General features: G+C 33.0%; 17 protein-coding genes. 13 read left to right on the top strand and 4 right to left on the bottom strand.

The window, feature by feature from the left end:
* The first annotated feature begins 161 nt into the window (after positions 1-161).
* On the top strand, positions 162-1,214 hold the full coding sequence (locus ACE01P_RS05300; RefSeq protein WP_379695045.1) for an NAD(P)-dependent alcohol dehydrogenase: 1,053 nt from the start codon (positions 162-164) through the stop codon (positions 1,212-1,214).
* Between the two features lie 160 nt (positions 1,215-1,374).
* On the top strand, positions 1,375-2,358 hold the full coding sequence (locus tag ACE01P_RS05295; RefSeq protein WP_379695044.1) for an aldo/keto reductase: 984 nt from the start codon (positions 1,375-1,377) through the stop codon (positions 2,356-2,358).
* Positions 2,359-2,588: 230 nt separating this feature from the next.
* Here the strand turns inward: ACE01P_RS05295 and ACE01P_RS05290 are convergent, their stop codons facing one another.
* Positions 2,589-3,176 carry a DUF4142 domain-containing protein gene (locus ACE01P_RS05290; RefSeq protein WP_379695042.1) on the bottom strand — a complete coding sequence of 196 codons (588 nt, stop codon included), beginning with the start codon at positions 3,174-3,176 and terminating at the stop codon, positions 2,589-2,591.
* Between the two features lie 158 nt (positions 3,177-3,334).
* Between ACE01P_RS05290 and ACE01P_RS05285 the strand changes: the two genes are divergently transcribed.
* The 6 genes from ACE01P_RS05285 to ACE01P_RS05260 all read left to right on the top strand — a co-directional run bounded on the left by ACE01P_RS05285 (position 3,335) and on the right by ACE01P_RS05260 (position 7,669).
* The gene (locus ACE01P_RS05285; protein WP_379695040.1) at positions 3,335-4,204 is read left to right on the top strand and encodes an XAC2610-related protein; all 870 of its coding nucleotides are present in this window, start codon (positions 3,335-3,337) and stop codon (positions 4,202-4,204) included.
* Between the two features lie 100 nt (positions 4,205-4,304).
* Complete coding sequence (locus tag ACE01P_RS05280; RefSeq protein WP_379695038.1) at positions 4,305-5,093, top strand: hypothetical protein; 789 nt, start codon at positions 4,305-4,307, stop codon at positions 5,091-5,093.
* Between the two features lie 222 nt (positions 5,094-5,315).
* A complete protein-coding gene (locus tag ACE01P_RS05275) occupies positions 5,316-5,555 on the top strand; it encodes a Rho termination factor (protein WP_379695036.1) in 240 nt (79 codons plus the stop codon).
* A gap of 41 nt (positions 5,556-5,596) precedes the next feature.
* Positions 5,597-6,691 (top strand): DNA topoisomerase IB, encoded by a 1,095-nt coding sequence (locus ACE01P_RS05270; RefSeq protein WP_379695034.1) that lies wholly within the window; start codon positions 5,597-5,599, stop codon positions 6,689-6,691.
* 82 nt (positions 6,692-6,773) lie between these two features.
* Complete coding sequence (locus ACE01P_RS05265; RefSeq protein WP_082586828.1) at positions 6,774-6,935, top strand: DUF1328 domain-containing protein; 162 nt, start codon at positions 6,774-6,776, stop codon at positions 6,933-6,935.
* A gap of 86 nt (positions 6,936-7,021) precedes the next feature.
* Positions 7,022-7,669, top strand: a complete 648-nt coding sequence (locus ACE01P_RS05260) for a DUF5661 family protein (RefSeq protein ID WP_379695032.1) — start codon at positions 7,022-7,024, stop codon at positions 7,667-7,669.
* 70 nt (positions 7,670-7,739) lie between these two features.
* Here the strand turns inward: ACE01P_RS05260 and ACE01P_RS05255 are convergent, their stop codons facing one another.
* Entirely contained in the window at positions 7,740-8,267 is a 528-nt protein-coding gene (locus tag ACE01P_RS05255; protein WP_379695030.1) for a hypothetical protein, read from the bottom strand.
* Between the two features lie 187 nt (positions 8,268-8,454).
* Between ACE01P_RS05255 and ACE01P_RS05250 the strand changes: the two genes are divergently transcribed.
* From ACE01P_RS05250 to ACE01P_RS05240, 3 genes are all read left to right on the top strand, one after another.
* A complete protein-coding gene (locus ACE01P_RS05250; RefSeq protein WP_379695028.1) occupies positions 8,455-9,018 on the top strand; it encodes a ferritin-like domain-containing protein in 564 nt (187 codons plus the stop codon).
* 66 nt (positions 9,019-9,084) lie between these two features.
* Entirely contained in the window at positions 9,085-9,816 is a 732-nt protein-coding gene (locus ACE01P_RS05245; protein ID WP_379695026.1) for a DNA-formamidopyrimidine glycosylase family protein, read from the top strand.
* Entirely contained in the window at positions 9,813-10,526 is a 714-nt protein-coding gene (locus tag ACE01P_RS05240; protein ID WP_379695025.1) for a DUF72 domain-containing protein, read from the top strand. Before ACE01P_RS05245 ends, ACE01P_RS05240 begins: the two co-directional genes overlap by 4 nt.
* 253 nt (positions 10,527-10,779) lie before the next feature.
* On the opposite strand, the gene ACE01P_RS05235 is transcribed toward ACE01P_RS05240, so the two are convergent.
* Entirely contained in the window at positions 10,780-11,280 is a 501-nt protein-coding gene (locus tag ACE01P_RS05235) for a pyridoxamine 5'-phosphate oxidase family protein (RefSeq protein ID WP_379695023.1), read from the bottom strand.
* Between the two features lie 182 nt (positions 11,281-11,462).
* Here ACE01P_RS05235 and ACE01P_RS05230 point away from each other — a divergent pair, with 182 nt between their 5' ends.
* Positions 11,463-11,951, top strand: coding sequence for a response regulator (locus tag ACE01P_RS05230; RefSeq protein WP_379695021.1), 489 nt, complete (start codon positions 11,463-11,465; stop codon positions 11,949-11,951).
* Here the strand turns inward: ACE01P_RS05230 and ACE01P_RS05225 are convergent.
* On the bottom strand, positions 11,941-14,763 hold the full coding sequence (locus ACE01P_RS05225; RefSeq protein ID WP_379695019.1) for a PAS domain S-box protein: 2,823 nt from the start codon (positions 14,761-14,763) through the stop codon (positions 11,941-11,943). The genes ACE01P_RS05230 and ACE01P_RS05225 overlap by 11 nt on opposite strands.
* 210 nt (positions 14,764-14,973) lie before the next feature.
* Between ACE01P_RS05225 and ACE01P_RS05220 the strand changes: the two genes are divergently transcribed.
* The gene (locus ACE01P_RS05220) at positions 14,974-15,315 is read left to right on the top strand and encodes a hypothetical protein (RefSeq protein WP_379695017.1); all 342 of its coding nucleotides are present in this window, start codon (positions 14,974-14,976) and stop codon (positions 15,313-15,315) included.
* Positions 15,316-15,564 lie beyond the last annotated feature (249 nt).

Raw genomic sequence — 15,564 nt, 5'->3', positions numbered from 1 at the left:
TGATTTATAACAGATTATATTTTTTGATTCGATTAAAATAATCGAAATTTATATAACTGTTTGTGAATCAGTATGAATCAGCCGGATCTCTATTGCGATTTCAGAACGGTTTAAAAACCTGAAACTTGAAACAAAAAAACAATAACAACAAATAAAAAATTATGGAAACAAAAAGTATTAAAGCCTTTGGTACAGAAGCAGCCGAAGCACCATTAAAAACTCTAGATATTACAAGAAGAGAAGTACAAGCACACGACGTAGAAATCGAAATTTTATATTGCGGAATCTGTCACTCAGATTTGCACTCAGCTAGAAATGAATGGCATGGCACTATTTATCCGATTGTTCCGGGACATGAGATTGTAGGTCGAGTGACTAAAGTTGGAGATCACGTAAAAGGTTTTAAAGTTGGTCAATTGGCAGGAGTTGGTTGTATGGTTGATTCTTGTAGAGAGTGCGAACATTGCAAAAATGACTTAGAGCAATTCTGTGATGAAGGAAACATTCAGACTTTTAATTCGCCAGACAAACACTTAGGAGGACAAACTTTTGGAGGATATTCTCAAAGTATTGTAGTTGATGAAAGCTTTGTATTACACATCTCAGATAAATTAGAACTTTCAGCTGTTGCTCCATTATTGTGCGCAGGTATTACAACTTATTCGCCATTAAAACATTGGAAAGTTGGTCCTGGACAGAAAGTTGGAATTGTAGGTATCGGTGGTCTTGGTCACATGGGAATCAAAATAGCGAAAGCTATGGGTGCTCATGTAGTAGTTTTTACAACATCTTTATCTAAAACAGAAGATGCAAAACGTCTTGGAGCAGATGAGGTTGTATTGTCTACAGACGAAGCGCAAATGGCAGCTCATGCTAGAAGTTTAAACTTCATTTTAGATTGCGTTTCTGCAGAACACAGTATCGATTCGTACTTAAATTTATTAAAAGTAGATGGAACTTTAACTTTGGTTGGAGCACCAATGGATCCGCTTCCTGTAACTTCTTTCAGCTTGATTTTAGGAAGAAGAAGCTTCTCAGGATCTCTTATCGGAGGAATTGCTGAAACTCAAGAAATGCTTGATTTCTGTGCAGAACATAATATCACATCAGATGTCGAAGTAATCAGTGTTAATGATGTAAATGATGCCTACGAAAGATTATTAAAAGGAGACGTTAAATATCGTTTTGTAATTGATATGGAGTCTTTAAAATAAGATACTAAGTTGCTAAGGTTCTAAGATGCTAAGTTTTTTCTTTTGCGCTTAGAACCTTAGCATATTTACTAAATAATAAATAAGTGACTGAGATTTAAAGATACGAATAAGAAAACTTAGAATCTTAGCATCTCAGAACCTTAGAAACTTTAAAAAAAATATGCAAACACGTAAACTAGGAAATAGCGGCTTAGAAGTCTCATCATTAGGACTTGGCTGCATGGGAATGAGTTTTGGTTATGGGCCAGCTCATGACAAAAACGAAATGATCAGTTTGTTGCGTTCGGCTTATGAAAAAGGAATTACCTTTTTTGATACAGCAGAATGTTACGGACCATTTTTGAACGAAGAATTATTAGGAGAAGCATTAGCGCCTTTTCGTGATAAAATTGTAATTGCTACTAAATTCGGATTTTTGGAAGGCGATTCTAAAAAAGGATTAGATAGCCGTCCAGAATGGATTAGAAAAAGCGTTGAAGGTTCTTTAAAAAGATTGAACACAGATGTAATCGATTTGTATTATCAGCATCGTGTAGATCCGAATGTGCCAATGGAAGACGTTGCAGGAACTATTAAAGACTTGATTCAAGAAGGAAAAGTAAAACATTTTGGACTTTCAGAAGCTGGTGTAGAAAGCATTCGTCGTGCGCACGCGGTTCAGCCTGTTACTGCACTTCAGAGCGAATATTCGCTTTGGTGGAGAACTCCAGAAGAAGAAATTTTTCCTGTATTAGAAGAATTAGGAATTGGTTTTGTGCCTTTCAGTCCGCTAGGAAGAGGTTTTCTAACAGCTAAAATTGATGAAAACACGCAATTTGACAGTACAGATTTTAGAAATACTTTACCGCGTTTCACACCAGAAGCAAGAAAAGTAAACCAAGCTTTAGTAGATTTATTATCTAAAATTGCTGCTGACAAAGGAGCAACAAATGCACAAGTAGCACTTGCTTGGATTTTGGCTCAAAAACCTTGGATTGCACCAATTCCAGGAACAACAAAATTACATCGCTTAGAAGAAAATCTTAGCGCAGTAGAGTTAAAACTTTCAGCACAAGATCTTGCAGAAATTGAAAACGCAGCTTCAAAAATAACAATTGAAGGATCAAGATATCCAGAACATTTGCAGAAGCAAGCGGGGAAATAATTTTAAAAGGTTCAAAGGAACAAAGATTCAGAGGGACAAAGGCAAAACCTTTGAGCCTTTGTATCTCTGCAACTTTACACCTTAAAAAAAAGAAAACCCCTCAAGCAATTCAACTCTTGAGGGGTTTATTTAGCAAAGATTTGAGGTTCTTAGATTCTCAATTACTTAGAATCTTAGAGGCTCAGAATCTTAGCATTTTATAAAATAAATAATAACCAATTAAATTTATTTTACTTTTTGTCTAGGTTTTGTTTCAGCATTTTAGCGTGTTCTAAATGCGCTGTTAAACCTGCAATATTGTTAGAAGCCCAAGTTCTTACTTCTTGATCGTTAGCATCTTTTGCGGCTTTATCTAGTTTTTTAATTGCTTTTTCGTGACCATCAATCATCATGTCAGCGAATTTTTTATCGAAATCAACTCCAGATTTTTCGTTTAATTTATTGTATTCCTCTTGACCTTCTTCAGTTAGAGAAGTTGGTAGAGTAAAGTTTTTAGCTTTTGCTAAAGCACTTACTTCAGAAGCCGATTTAGTATGCTCGTCAACAAGCATTTTACCAAATTTTTTCACTTCAGGATTGGTACTTTTTGTTTGAGCCAGTTTACCAATTTCGATTTCAGCTAAATTAATTTCGGCTTGATCTACTAAAAATTCAGAATCGTCTTCTTTGCTGTCAATCGAATCAAATTTTGCTTCGTTTGCATCTTCTGCAACTTCTTTTGGGTCTTCCTGTTTGGTTTCGTTTTTACAAGATTGAAGGAATAATATAAGTAGTCCTGCTCCTAAAATGGTTTTTCCGGCTAATAGTAACTTTTTCATGATTTTAATAGTTTAATGTTATAATGTAAAATTATTAAGAAGCTGTAAGAAAAATTTACAGGATTTTTAGGGATTGTTATAGGATTTGGATGCTTTTTATAAATTAGAAATGTATGTTTGTATATAAATTATAACGAGTTAAGGAAAACATCTGATTCATGAAACAAAAAATTACATTCCTATTTCTTCTAGCGACAGCTTTTGTATCAGCCCAAATCAATTATAAAGGTTTTATTGATAAATATCCAATTGAGTTTGTAACCGATATTTATTCAGATGGACAAGGAACAGCGATTTATGCTTATTCTAATTACGATACTCCGATTGTTTTAAATGCCAAGCTTTCGGGCAAAACTTTGGTATTTACAGAAAAAGATAAAAGCGGAAAAGAAACTGCAAAATTGAGGTTCGAAAATTACAATGCAGAAAACGATCAGTTAAAAGGGATTTGGAAAGATTTAAATTCAGGAAAGGAACTTAAAATTAGTTTGACAAAAGAATTTGATTTAAATTCTAATACAGGTGAAGAATGGACGGAAAGAGAAATTCTACAGTCCGTTTCTATGAAGGGAAAGTATATTAAATTGGTTATTTCGAAAGATAACGATGGTTCTTTTGGAGTTTCAGGAATAAAAGTAATTGAAAAAAAGACCGATAAATTAATTCAGAAAATTGACATAGGATCTCCGAATTTGGGATTATTTAATGTAAGTGTTGGAGACTACAATTTTGATGGATTTGAGGAATTTTCTGTTTTCGAATCAAGTTATGCAGGACCAAATACTTCCAGAGTATATTTTCTATACAATCCGCAAACAGGAAAATACTTTGAGAGCAGTTTTACTGGCACTTCATTAGAATTTGACAGCAAAACAAAAAGAATAGTTGAACACAATCAATGTTGCGCAGGTAGAAGCATTGAAAGAACCGAATATAAATTAGTCAATAATAAAATGGTTTTGGTAAAAAAGACATGCTTTGAATATGACCAAAAAACAAAGGACTATAAGAAGCTTAAATGTGATTAGATTTTGTTAAAAAATTAAACCAAATTACGTTTTCCCGTAAGGATTAATTGTGATATAATTTAATATTTGTTCCTGTAAATCAACAACTCAAATCAAATTTATGGGAAACAAAAAAGATAATCCAATTTCGCAAGCTTTATTAGGGGTATTTATAACTGGGTTAGGAATATATTCTTATAACTTGTTTGGCAAATCAGGCGATAATAACGCTTTGTCAGTAGCTTATGAACTTTTGTTTAAATATGCATTATCAGGATTTTTATTTATAATTGGAATAAAAACGATTTTTGTTGGTATTAAAAGAACAATTGCTCAGGATGAAGAAGATGAGTTTGAATATGAAGAACCCATTACTAATATTAAAAGCATTGATAATGAAGTAAAAACAGAATCGGAAAATATTACTTTTGATATACAAAAAGATGAGTTTGGAGTGAAGAAAACCTATAACTTTAAAAAAGATGTTATAGGTAGTACAATTCGAACAGAGAGAATTATTAAAACTAGTTATTCTGATTATGTTTGTGACGTAAAAAATAAAAAATTGTATTTTGAAACTCTTATTCTCTTGATGAAATTTATTCAATTAAATGATAGAAGTGTCGATATAACGAAAAATAGATTTTATGTTTTAGCCCTAGAACATGCTAGTGAAGTAGAGGATATGGATGCAGTTGAGTTAGAAAAAAGGATCATGGAAAATATTATAAATTGCGAAATAGAATTTAACGATTTTGAGAATAAATATCTACTTTCAAATAGCCTTGATATTCTAAAAGGAAAATTTGCAATAAGCCCAGTAATAACCAATTTATATTTTAAATTATTTAGTGTATTAAAGATACCTGTTCAAAATGATGAACATTTTTTTTACAGTTTATTGAATTAGATTATTTAAAATAAATGAATTTAGAAAAATCCCAACTCCAAAAGAGTTGGGATTTTTTTTTTGCAAATATTCCACAACTCTCATTTTACATTTTACCTTTCAGAATTCCCATCTCAAAAATTTGAAAATTCTGACCAAAATTCTATAACAAAATCGCCTTACTTTTTGAGGAACTTTGACTTATGAGATTTTTAGAATTTTAATCCTATAAAAATAAAAGCCATGCCAGATCCAAGAATTAAGAATGAAGCGCAATATGAAGCATTGGTAAAAAAAGGATACAGCAAAGAAAAATCAGCTCGTATCGCTAATACTCCAGATGCTGGAAAGAAAGGTGGAAAAGCAAAGCCTTATGACGAATGGACGAAAGAGGAGCTTCTAAAACAAGCCAGTAAAGTAGGGATAAAAGGAAGATCTTATATGAATAAAAAAGACCTAATCGAATCTTTAAGAAATAACTAAAATTTAAAATAATATATTCTTGTGATAAAAATTTAAATACCATGAACGCGGCGAGAAAAGAGAATTTAATGAATCAGCTGATTAAAGAGCCACATTTAGTAATCGAAAAACTAGACTTAGAATACATTAATGACAATCAGTTGACAATTGTACGCTGCCGCGAAGGAGAGAATTTCGTTTATAAAAAGAAAGGGAAAGAGGTAAAGAGCAAAAACGAAATTAAACGAATTAATAGTTTGGTTCTTCCGCCTGCATGGGAAAATGTTCGAATCACAGATATTACAAATGGTCATTTACAAGCCGTTGGAACAGATCTTAAAAATAGAAAACAATATCGTTATCATCCGAGATGGAATTTGATTCGAAACCAAACTAAGTTTTACAAAATTGCTGAGTTTGGGGCGAAACTTCCAGCGATTAGAAAACAAGTCGATTTGGATTTGGAAAAGAAAGAATGGTCGAAGGAAAAAGTTACGGCTTTGGTAATTCGGTTGATGGAAGAAACGCATATTCGAATTGGAAATGAAAAATATGCCAAAGACAACAAATCGTACGGACTTTCGACTTTAAGAAAACGACATATCAATATCAATAAAAATTCGCTTCGATTTGAATTTATTGGTAAAAAAGGAAAACAGCACACGATTACAACTCGAAACAAACAGTTGGTAAAATTGGTAAGCCGTTGCGAAGAAATTCCAGGCTACGAAGTTTTTAAATATTACGATAAAAACGGCGAAAGAAAAGTTTTAGACAGTCATGCTGTAAACGAATATCTGCACAATATTTCGGGCGAATATTTTAGCGCGAAAGATTTCAGAACGTGGGCAGCATCGATTATTTTCTTTGAAAGTTTAATGGAAATGGGAATTACGTCAGAAGAAAAAGAAATCAAACAGAACATTATCACAGCTTTTGATTTAACAGCTGAAGCACTCGGAAACACGAGAAAAGTTTGTAAAGATTATTACGTTCATCCGCTTTTGATTTCGACTTACGAAGATGGTTCTATTCAGAAATATTTTGCTTTGGCTCAAAAAAGCCAAAGCACAAGAAAATATTTTACAAAATCAGAAATAGCGTTTTCAGAATTGATTCAGAATTATGAAATCAATTTAGAAACACCTTGCACATAAAAGAGTTACTGCATCTCTCCAAAAGCTTAAAATTTACATACAAACAGAATCAAAAATCAGTATTAACTAAAAAACTATTATTATGTTACGTTGGACAGTCACTTTTATTATTCTAGCCATTGTGGCAGGAATATTTGGTTTCGGTGGAATCGCCGCTGGAGCTGCAAGTATCGCTAAAATTTTATTCTTTATATTTTTAGTTCTATTCGTTATTTCGTTAATCAGCGGAAGAACGAGAGTATAAGAAGAATAGATATAGAACAATTTAAAACGGCACATTCCTTTGAAAATGTGTCGTTTTGTGGTTTTAATAAATAAAAACAGCCAGTCATGAAAACAAAGAGCGGCGCTTATCAAGATGTTTATATAAAGAGAGAAGATGCTATGGTAAGCCTAAAAGATGATGTGACAGATTTTTGCGAAAAATACATAAAGCCAGTTCATCCTAAAGATTGGGATTGGTCGGTTCGTGATTTTGAAAATCCTGAAAATGACCCAACAATTGCAGAAGCAAGAGCTATTGCAAATGTTGTTTTCAAGGATTTAAATGATAAAAAACATACAGATGTTGATCTTTCGACGATGAATAATGTGCATGCAATAAAAGCGTATTTAGATCCAAAAAGTAAATATGAAGCTTTTAATATGGAAGAATTTGCTTTTGCTTTAAAAGTGGAATTGGAACACGGAAGAGTAAAAGATGTAAATGTGACCAATAATCATCCTTTTTTAACCGCTATGATTGCACTCGCGCACATGACAGAAAGTTTGACTTATTATAAAAGGCTGAAAGTAATGGAAGCAGAGGGCGAAATCTATGAAATTGTCCGAAAATTGGAAACATCACCAGTCGGAAAAGAAAAATGGTATATAGAATTGGGCAAAGCCGAACAGGAACTCAACGAAGCCAGAGCAGGATTAGCAGAACGCCTGGCGCGTATGGACGATATTCCAGTATTGAAAATTATTGGAGATTAAGTAGTTAAATTTTAAACTCAAAAAAACCGTTAAGCAATTAACGGTTTTTTCTTTTTCTTAGAATAAAATATTAAAATCGGCGAGGATCATTTTCTGGATATTCTTCATCATCGTTATCTTCCTGAACATCATCTTCGATATATTCATTTTCGTCTTCGTCAATATCTTCTTCTACATAATCGTCTTCATCATCTTCGTCGTCATCAATGTCTTCTAAAGCATCTTCGGTTTCGTTAAAATCATATTCATCTTCTTTTAGATCTGAAGGATTGTCGAATTCGTCATTTTCTTCGACATAATTATCATCTTCTAGTTCGACTTCATAAATATCATCGTTATTGTCTTCGAGGTCTCGATCATTATGAAAATCATCATTTAAATCGTCTAAATCATCATCACTTACAAAATCTTCCTGATCAGGATTTGGCTTATTCGGATTGTAGCCATTTCGTACCGTATAACCTCTTTCTGCAATTTCGCGGATATCGTTATCTGATTTTTTGATATCAGCGTTGAGATCTTTACCCAGATTTCTGTCGCTTGAGATATGCTCATTCAAATCTCTATTCGTTCTGTTTTTATTGTTGATAGTGTCCATAACATCTAGTTTTTATAATTAGTACTTACAAAGCTACCATGAAAAGAAAGGAATGTATTACAGAATTATTAAGTCTAATTGTGTAATTAACAGGTGCTTAGAATAGAATTTTAATCTAAAATCTTATAACCCCTTAGAAAACGCAGGCAGTAATTTTATAATCCTATTAATTATAAAAATTATTGCCATGAAAACTACTGATAGTAAAACTACAAAAGAAACAACGCCAAGAGGAGTTACAAAGCCAAAGTCAAACGCTGCATCTGGATTGACGGAATTATTTGAAGAAGGTCTAAAAGACATTTATTGGGCAGAAAAAGCATTGACAAAAGCTTTGCCTACAATGGTTAAAAATGCTTCTTCTGTTGAATTGAAAGATGCAATTGACAACCATTTAACCGAAACCGAAGAACAAATTACTCGTTTGGAAGAAGTATTTAAAATTATTGGTAAAAAAGCCACAGCCAAAAAATGCGATGCCATGGAAGGTCTGATTGAAGAAGCCAAAGGAATGTTGGAAGAAACAGAAATTGGAGTAGTGCGCGACGCAGGAATTATTGCTGCAAGTCAGAAAATTGAGCATTACGAAATAGCAACTTATGGTACTCTAAGACAATTTGCAGAAACGCTCGGTTTGCCAGAGGCCGCTACTTTGTTGGAGCAAACGCTCGATGAAGAAAAAGGTGCTGATAAAACGCTTACAGAAGTCGCTGTAAATGCAATAAATCTAGAAGCTGCTGAAATTGAATAAAGCATAAAGAAAGGAGTGAAGGTGCAGTTTTCGAACTGCACTTTTAGTTTTATAAAAATATAGTATATGCCTGAAGGTCCGTCCATATTGATCTTAAAAGAAGAAGTTTTGCAATTTACTGGACAGAAAATAATTTCTGTTTCCGGAAATACTGATGTTGATATTTCTCGTCTGAAAGACAAAAAGATTCTTGTTTTTAAAACTTGGGGAAAACATTTTTTGATCTGTTTCGATTCTTTTACAGTAAAAATTCACATGCTGATGTTTGGAACTTATCGAATCAATGAGCGTAAAGAATCTAAGCCCAGACTGAGTTTGGTTTTTGAAAATGGAGAACTTAATTTTTATACCTGTTCAGTTAAAATTCTAGAAGGTGACATTAATTCTTATTACGATTGGAGTGTTGATGTTATGAATGAAAATTGGGATCCGAAGAAAGCGCAAATTAGCATAGAAAAATTGCCTGAAAAGATGATTTGTGATGTGATTTTAGATCAAGATATTTTCTCTGGAGTTGGAAACATTATAAAAAACGAAGTGTTGTACCGCTGTTATGTTCATCCAGAATCGATTGTAGAAAAAATTCCGCCTCATGTAAAAAATCAGATCATTGGTGAATGCTCAACTTACAGCTTCGAATTTTTATATTGGAAGAAAAAATTTGAACTCAAACAACATTGGGAGGCCTATACCAAAAGTGTCTGTTTAAGATGTAATCTTCCATTTGAGAAAAAACAGACTGGAGAACGAAAACGCAGAAGCTTTTTCTGCACTAACTGCCAACAATTATATATATGAAAAACCAAGTAAAAATAGGTTGTTCCAGCTTTTACAACAGTTTTTGGAAGACTGTTTTTTATCCTCAAAATCTTCCTTCCAAAAAATGGTTTGATTTTTATTGCCAGCATTTTGATACTTATGAGTTTAACGGTAGTTTTTATAAATTTCCGACCATTCGTATTTTTCAAAATTGGTACAATAAAACGCCCGAATCTTTTTTATTTTCGATCAAAGTGCCGAAAGAAATTACACATGTCAAAAAACTGATAGATTGCGAAAGCCGTTTAAATGACTTTTATAATGTTTGTAAAGAAGGAATGAAAGAGAAACTCGCCGCGATACTCTTCCAATTTCCGCCAAGCTATGATTTTAGCAAAGAAAAATTAGGAGCGATAATAGGAATCTTGAATTATGATTTTAAAAATGTAGTCGAATTTCGTCACGAAAGCTGGTGGAATGATGAGGTTTGGAATGCATTTAAAGCAAATAATATTACGTTTTGCAGTGTAAGTCATCCCAATCTTCCTCAGACTATTTTCAAAGATTTTCCAATATTTTACATGCGTTTCCATGGAGTTCCGAAATTATTTCATTCCAGTTATTCTACAGAAGAATTACAGCATGTAAACCGTCAGATTCATACCAAAAAAGGATTTATCTATTTTAATAATACAGCAAGTGAAGCAGGTATTTTGAATGCTTTAGAATTAAAAAGAATGGCTGTTTAAAGTTTTCTTAACCGCAAAGACGCAAAGGTTGCGCAAAGTTCGCCAAGTTTTTGGTTTTGCCACAGATTAAAAAGATTAAAAAAAATCTATTTTAAATCTGCCTAAATCTGTTAGATCTGCGTGAAATAAAATTACGCAACAGCAAAAAAATAACCGCAAAGGTCAAAAATTTAACGCAAAGCAAGAAAGATAAATCTTAGCGAACTTTGCGCAACCTTTGCGTCTTTGCGGTTAAAATAAACAGTTAAGAAAACTACAATTTCAAACTTCCTTCAATTCCGTCATCCATTGTTTTTCCTGTTATTAGCGCTGCTGTCATTTTAGCAATAGCAACCATTTTTCCGTTTTTGTTATTCCAATAATAACCATCTTCAGGAGTAAATTTAATAACACTCAAATTCGGATCATCTACGCCGCCTGGCATCCAGATTTTAACTGCAGGATTCCATAATTTTTCAATCGTTTCTCGATCATACGAAATACTTGCCGTTCCGTGAAGCGTTAAAAACTTATCATGCGGTTCAGAAAAGAAAATTTCGACCATCGGATTCAAAGTTATTTCAGCATTCTGACCACTATTTCTGTCAGAAAGAAACCAAAGCTGTCCTAAATCATCAATTTCCTGAACAGACATTGGTCGAGATTGAATTCTGTATTCGTTATACGTACAAAACATGCACGTTTTTATGTGTGCAGCAAGATCTTTTATTTTATCTACTGCAAATTCATCTGTAAGGTCTTTATGATCGCCCATAACATTATATTTTTAAGTTAGATTTTATAATTAATAGCTTGACAAATAACATTTTAATTTGCTTTGAAATAGCTAAAAGTAAAGTTGGCTCTTTTTAGCCTTTTTTAGATTATATAATTAAACTTATAAATTATGAGATTTCAATTCGTTGCATTTTTGTAAGAAAATAGTTTAAAATCTGTTTGTTACATAAAATTACATTACATTTGGGAGATTATAATTCTAAGCCCAGAGATACAATGACAGATTTTACAATATTCTATACCGATGATGATGAAGATGATTTATGTATTTTTGCAGATGCTGTAGAATCTATACCTCAAAACATTAAACTTCAAACTTATTCTGGCGGACAGAATTTCTTAAATGCAATTTTCGAACCGCCTGTTACGCCTTACGTAGTTTTTTTAGACTTAAATATGCCTGGAAAAAATGGATTTGATGTTCTAGAAGAACTTCGAAATTCAGATTACAAAAAAGATATTCCAGTTGTGATTTACTCAACTTCAAGCGAACCTAGTATTATTGAAAAATGCCGTAATCTTGGAGCTAATTGCTTTATTACGAAGCCAGTTCTAATGAACGACATTATAAAAGCAATAGAGCACGCAATACAAATTGATTGGAAAAAATTCATTCCCAACCAATCAAATTTTGTGCTTAAATATTGAGATCGGATAAATCTGGAATGTAAATATTAAAAGTAGAACCTTTGTCTTTTTCGCTAGAAACCGTGATGAAACCTTTATGATTTTCAACGATTTTTTTCACAATGGCAAGACCAATTCCGGTTCCTTTGTACTCGCTTTCGGTATTTAAGCGCTGAAAAACTTCAAAGATTTTTTCTTTATAAATCAATTCAAAACCAATTCCGTTATCTTCTACTTGAAGATGATGGTAAATTTTGTCTTTAAATTCAGCATTAGGAAGTGATTTTCCGTCAACTTGTGTAACCGAAATTTTTACTTTTGGAGGAACGCCAGGATGAGAAAACTTCAAAGCGTTTTCAACCAAATTATGAAGCATTTGTCTGAACTGAAACTGAATAAGCGTAGCTTCTCCTAAATCGTGATATTCTACAACAGCATTTTTTTCTTCAATTCGATCAGAAAAATCACTGATTACTTCCTCTGCAATTTCATCTACTTTTACAGTTGTAAAAACGCGATCGGCAGAGTTGGCGCGGGAATAAGTCAATAAATCCTGAATTAAATTCTGCATTTTCTTCGCCGAAAATTCAATTCTGGTTAAATAAGATTTGGCATTCGCTGAAATATTCTGCTCATCCAAATCGGCTAATCGGCTGGCAAAAGTCTGGATTTTTCGAAGCGGTTCCTGCAAATCATGACTTGAGATATAAGCAAACGACTGCAATTCGATATTCATATTAACCAAATCTCTGTTTTTGAGTTCCAGTTGCGTTGTACGTTCTATAATTTGATCTTCCAATTGATTGGTGAAATTCTTCTGTTCTTCAATATCGGTGCTGGTTCCAACCCACATTTGAACCTGTCCAGATTCGTCCAATTGCGCAATCGCACGGCTGAGCTGCCATCTGTATTCGCCGTCATAACGTTTGAAACGGTGAATGAAAAGAAAATCTTTTCCTGTTTTTACAGATTCCATCCAAAGTTTTACGTTTTCCTCGCGATCATCTGGATGTACAATTTGCAACCAGCCGTTTTTCTCGATTTCTTCTTTAGACAATCCAGAATAAGTGTAAACTGTTTCATTAAAATAATTCAGATTTCCTAAAATATCGCTCGTCCAGATAAGCTGAGGCATAGAATCGGCGAGGAGTCTGAATTTTTTTTCGTTCTTCATCAAAACATGTTGAATCTCTTTTTCGATTGTAAAATCCATTACAGTTCCCAACATTTTCGTTGGTTCTTTATTTTCATCAAAAAAGATTTTGCCATGAACTTTAATCCATGCAATCGAATTGTCTAATTTTAAAATTCGAGCTTCATATTTATAAATTCCAGTTTTTAATGCTTTCGCGAAAGCGTCTAAAACAATATGCTCATCTTCTGGAAGTATACGGTTGCGAATATCCTGATGCACAATTTTTTTGTTTTTTTCGAAACCGAAAATGTCAAGAATAGTATCGCTGTAGATCAATTTTTTGGTTGTAAGATTTAAATCCCACATCGCAATTTCGGCGATTTCGGCGGCTAAACGTGCTCTTGCTTCGGCGGTTTCTAGTTTTTTTCGAGCTTTAACTTTAGAAGTAACATCATTTACAGTACACATAATACCTGAAATCTGTCCGTTTTTTTCGTAGAGCGGAGTATATTCGTAGTCAAGATAGAATTTTCTCAATTTGTCTTTAATATCAACATATGCAATCGCTTCATTTTCACGAATTGTTCTTCCTGTCGCTAAAATATCATGCAATAATTCTGGATATTTTTGATTTTCCAACTCTGGAAAAACTTTCAATAAAGGTATTCCAATACAATCTTTTTCTTCTTTTTGCCAAATATTATGCATCATGCTTTTATTGGCCATTTCGATTGTCAAATCCTTGCCTCTAAAAATCGCCATTGCAATTGGAGAATCCATTACAATATGTCGAAAAGCTTTTTCGCTTTCCGCTAAAAGATATCTGGCTTTTACTTCTTGGGTCACTTCGTACGCAACAACAATAACTCCAGTAATCTTATTTTCTTCGTTTAAAGGATAAAAAACGAGATTGAAATAAGCCAATTCTTGTTTGTTGTAACGATTTAAGGTTACAGCAAATTCATCTGCATAATAAGGTTCTCCGGTTTCGTAAACATTTTTTAAAATAGGATATGCCGTTTCTTTCGTTTCGGGAACAGAATCAAAAATAGATTTATTTAAAATTGAGTTTTCTTCTTTATCAATGATATGAAGATAAGTCGCATTGGCCATTTCGACAATTAGATCGGCTCCTTTTAAAACACAAATTCCGAGTGGCAATTGTTTGACCGTATTTCTAAAACGTCTTTCGCTTTCTTCTAGTTTTTTTCGAGTAATTACTTGATTGGTAGTTTCATTGCAAATGACTAAAACACCATTTGTTTTTCCGTTTTCATCATTTACAGGACTGTAGCTAAATGTCCAGTAAACGTCTTCCATTTTTCCATTTCTATAGATCGGCAAAAATTGGTCTTCGTGCCAAGTGGCCTCGCCTTCATGAAGCACTTGATCAATTAAAGGTTTGATAAAATCCCAGATTTCAGGCCAGTAATCAGCTCCTTTTTGACCTAGGATGGAAGGGTGTTTTCCATTATTTCCTAAACTTGGGCGATAGGCGTCATTATAAAAACAAATATGATCTGGTCCCCAAAATAAAAACATTGGGAATTTAGAGTTTAGAAGAATTCCCAAAGTGGTACGAAGACTTTGAGGCCATGATTCTACAGGTCCAACTGCTGTTTTGCTCCAATCTTTGGCACGGGTAAGTGTACCCATTTCTCCTCCATTTGCCAAAAAATCATAATTGTTGTTATTCATTAAAATCTTATTTTTTTGTCTTGCTAATAAGCTAATTTCTCTTACTATTAAAGTTAGTAATTCTTGTTTTGAATTAAGCTTTATTAAAATTAATAAAAAATAAATATTCGCAGAAATGCGATTTTTGAATGAGGCAAGATTAAAATCGTTAGAGTTAATTTTATCTTTTTTCTATGCGGAAATTTGAATAACAGTTAAAAATAAAAAGCAATGAAAAGGGAAGATTCAAAACACGAAACCGATAATATAAAGAGATATCAGGAAGAAGGATATACAGTAAATTATTTATTCGAAAACGATAATCTGATAGACTCAGAAAGTAAAGTAGCGTATAAACCAGAAGATATATTTATTGTAGCGCACCATCGTTATGAAGGTATGAGTGATCCCGATGATATGTCGATTTTGTACATTATAGAAACTAAAGACGGCGGAAAAGGAACTCATTTGTTAGGATATGGTCCAACGGCAGATTTGGAAGAAGCCGAATTTTTTAAAGATATTCCGAAAGACAATTATTCCAAAAATGCAGACATAAACGAACTAACATAAAAGAATAAAAATAGATTGGTATTTTTATTTTGCTGATGAGCAGTTGTTTCAAATTTATTTGAGGCAGCTGCTTTTTTTTGAAGGTTCAAAGGTTCTGAGAGGCAAAGGTTCAAAGGTTTCATTTCTATGTTTAAAAACTTTGTTCCTCTGAACCTTTGAACCTTTGTCCCTTCAAAATAAAAATTATGAAATATCTCACCAAAATTGTATAAAGTTTTGACTGACAATATGAACGAAATTTGGGTTATA

This window comes from Flavobacterium sp. HJSW_4, assembly GCF_042436695.1.
Lineage (GTDB): Bacteria > Bacteroidota > Bacteroidia > Flavobacteriales > Flavobacteriaceae > Flavobacterium.
Note: the sequence above shows the minus strand (reverse complement) of the source record. Positions and strands in the feature narration are given on the sequence as shown.

Bases quoted from the DNA above. Each gene is read 5' to 3' on its own strand.
- ACE01P_RS05300 (WP_379695045.1), top strand. From the start codon at position 162: ATGGAAACAAAAAGTATTAAAGCCTTTGGTACAGAAGCAGCCGAAGCA.
- ACE01P_RS05295 (WP_379695044.1), top strand. From the start codon at position 1,375: ATGCAAACACGTAAACTAGGAAATAGCGGCTTAGAAGTCTCATCATTA.
- ACE01P_RS05290 (WP_379695042.1), bottom strand. From the start codon at position 3,176: ATGAAAAAGTTACTATTAGCCGGAAAAACCATTTTAGGAGCAGGACTA.
- ACE01P_RS05285 (WP_379695040.1), top strand. From the start codon at position 3,335: ATGAAACAAAAAATTACATTCCTATTTCTTCTAGCGACAGCTTTTGTA.
- ACE01P_RS05280 (WP_379695038.1), top strand. From the start codon at position 4,305: ATGGGAAACAAAAAAGATAATCCAATTTCGCAAGCTTTATTAGGGGTA.
- ACE01P_RS05275 (WP_379695036.1), top strand. From the start codon at position 5,316: ATGCCAGATCCAAGAATTAAGAATGAAGCGCAATATGAAGCATTGGTA.
- ACE01P_RS05270 (WP_379695034.1), top strand. From the start codon at position 5,597: ATGAACGCGGCGAGAAAAGAGAATTTAATGAATCAGCTGATTAAAGAG.
- ACE01P_RS05265 (WP_082586828.1), top strand. From the start codon at position 6,774: ATGTTACGTTGGACAGTCACTTTTATTATTCTAGCCATTGTGGCAGGA.
- ACE01P_RS05260 (WP_379695032.1), top strand. From the start codon at position 7,022: ATGAAAACAAAGAGCGGCGCTTATCAAGATGTTTATATAAAGAGAGAA.
- ACE01P_RS05255 (WP_379695030.1), bottom strand. From the start codon at position 8,267: ATGGACACTATCAACAATAAAAACAGAACGAATAGAGATTTGAATGAG.
- ACE01P_RS05250 (WP_379695028.1), top strand. From the start codon at position 8,455: ATGAAAACTACTGATAGTAAAACTACAAAAGAAACAACGCCAAGAGGA.
- ACE01P_RS05245 (WP_379695026.1), top strand. From the start codon at position 9,085: ATGCCTGAAGGTCCGTCCATATTGATCTTAAAAGAAGAAGTTTTGCAA.
- ACE01P_RS05240 (WP_379695025.1), top strand. From the start codon at position 9,813: ATGAAAAACCAAGTAAAAATAGGTTGTTCCAGCTTTTACAACAGTTTT.
- ACE01P_RS05235 (WP_379695023.1), bottom strand. From the start codon at position 11,280: ATGGGCGATCATAAAGACCTTACAGATGAATTTGCAGTAGATAAAATA.
- ACE01P_RS05225 (WP_379695019.1), bottom strand. From the start codon at position 14,763: ATGAATAACAACAATTATGATTTTTTGGCAAATGGAGGAGAAATGGGT.
- ACE01P_RS05220 (WP_379695017.1), top strand. From the start codon at position 14,974: ATGAAAAGGGAAGATTCAAAACACGAAACCGATAATATAAAGAGATAT.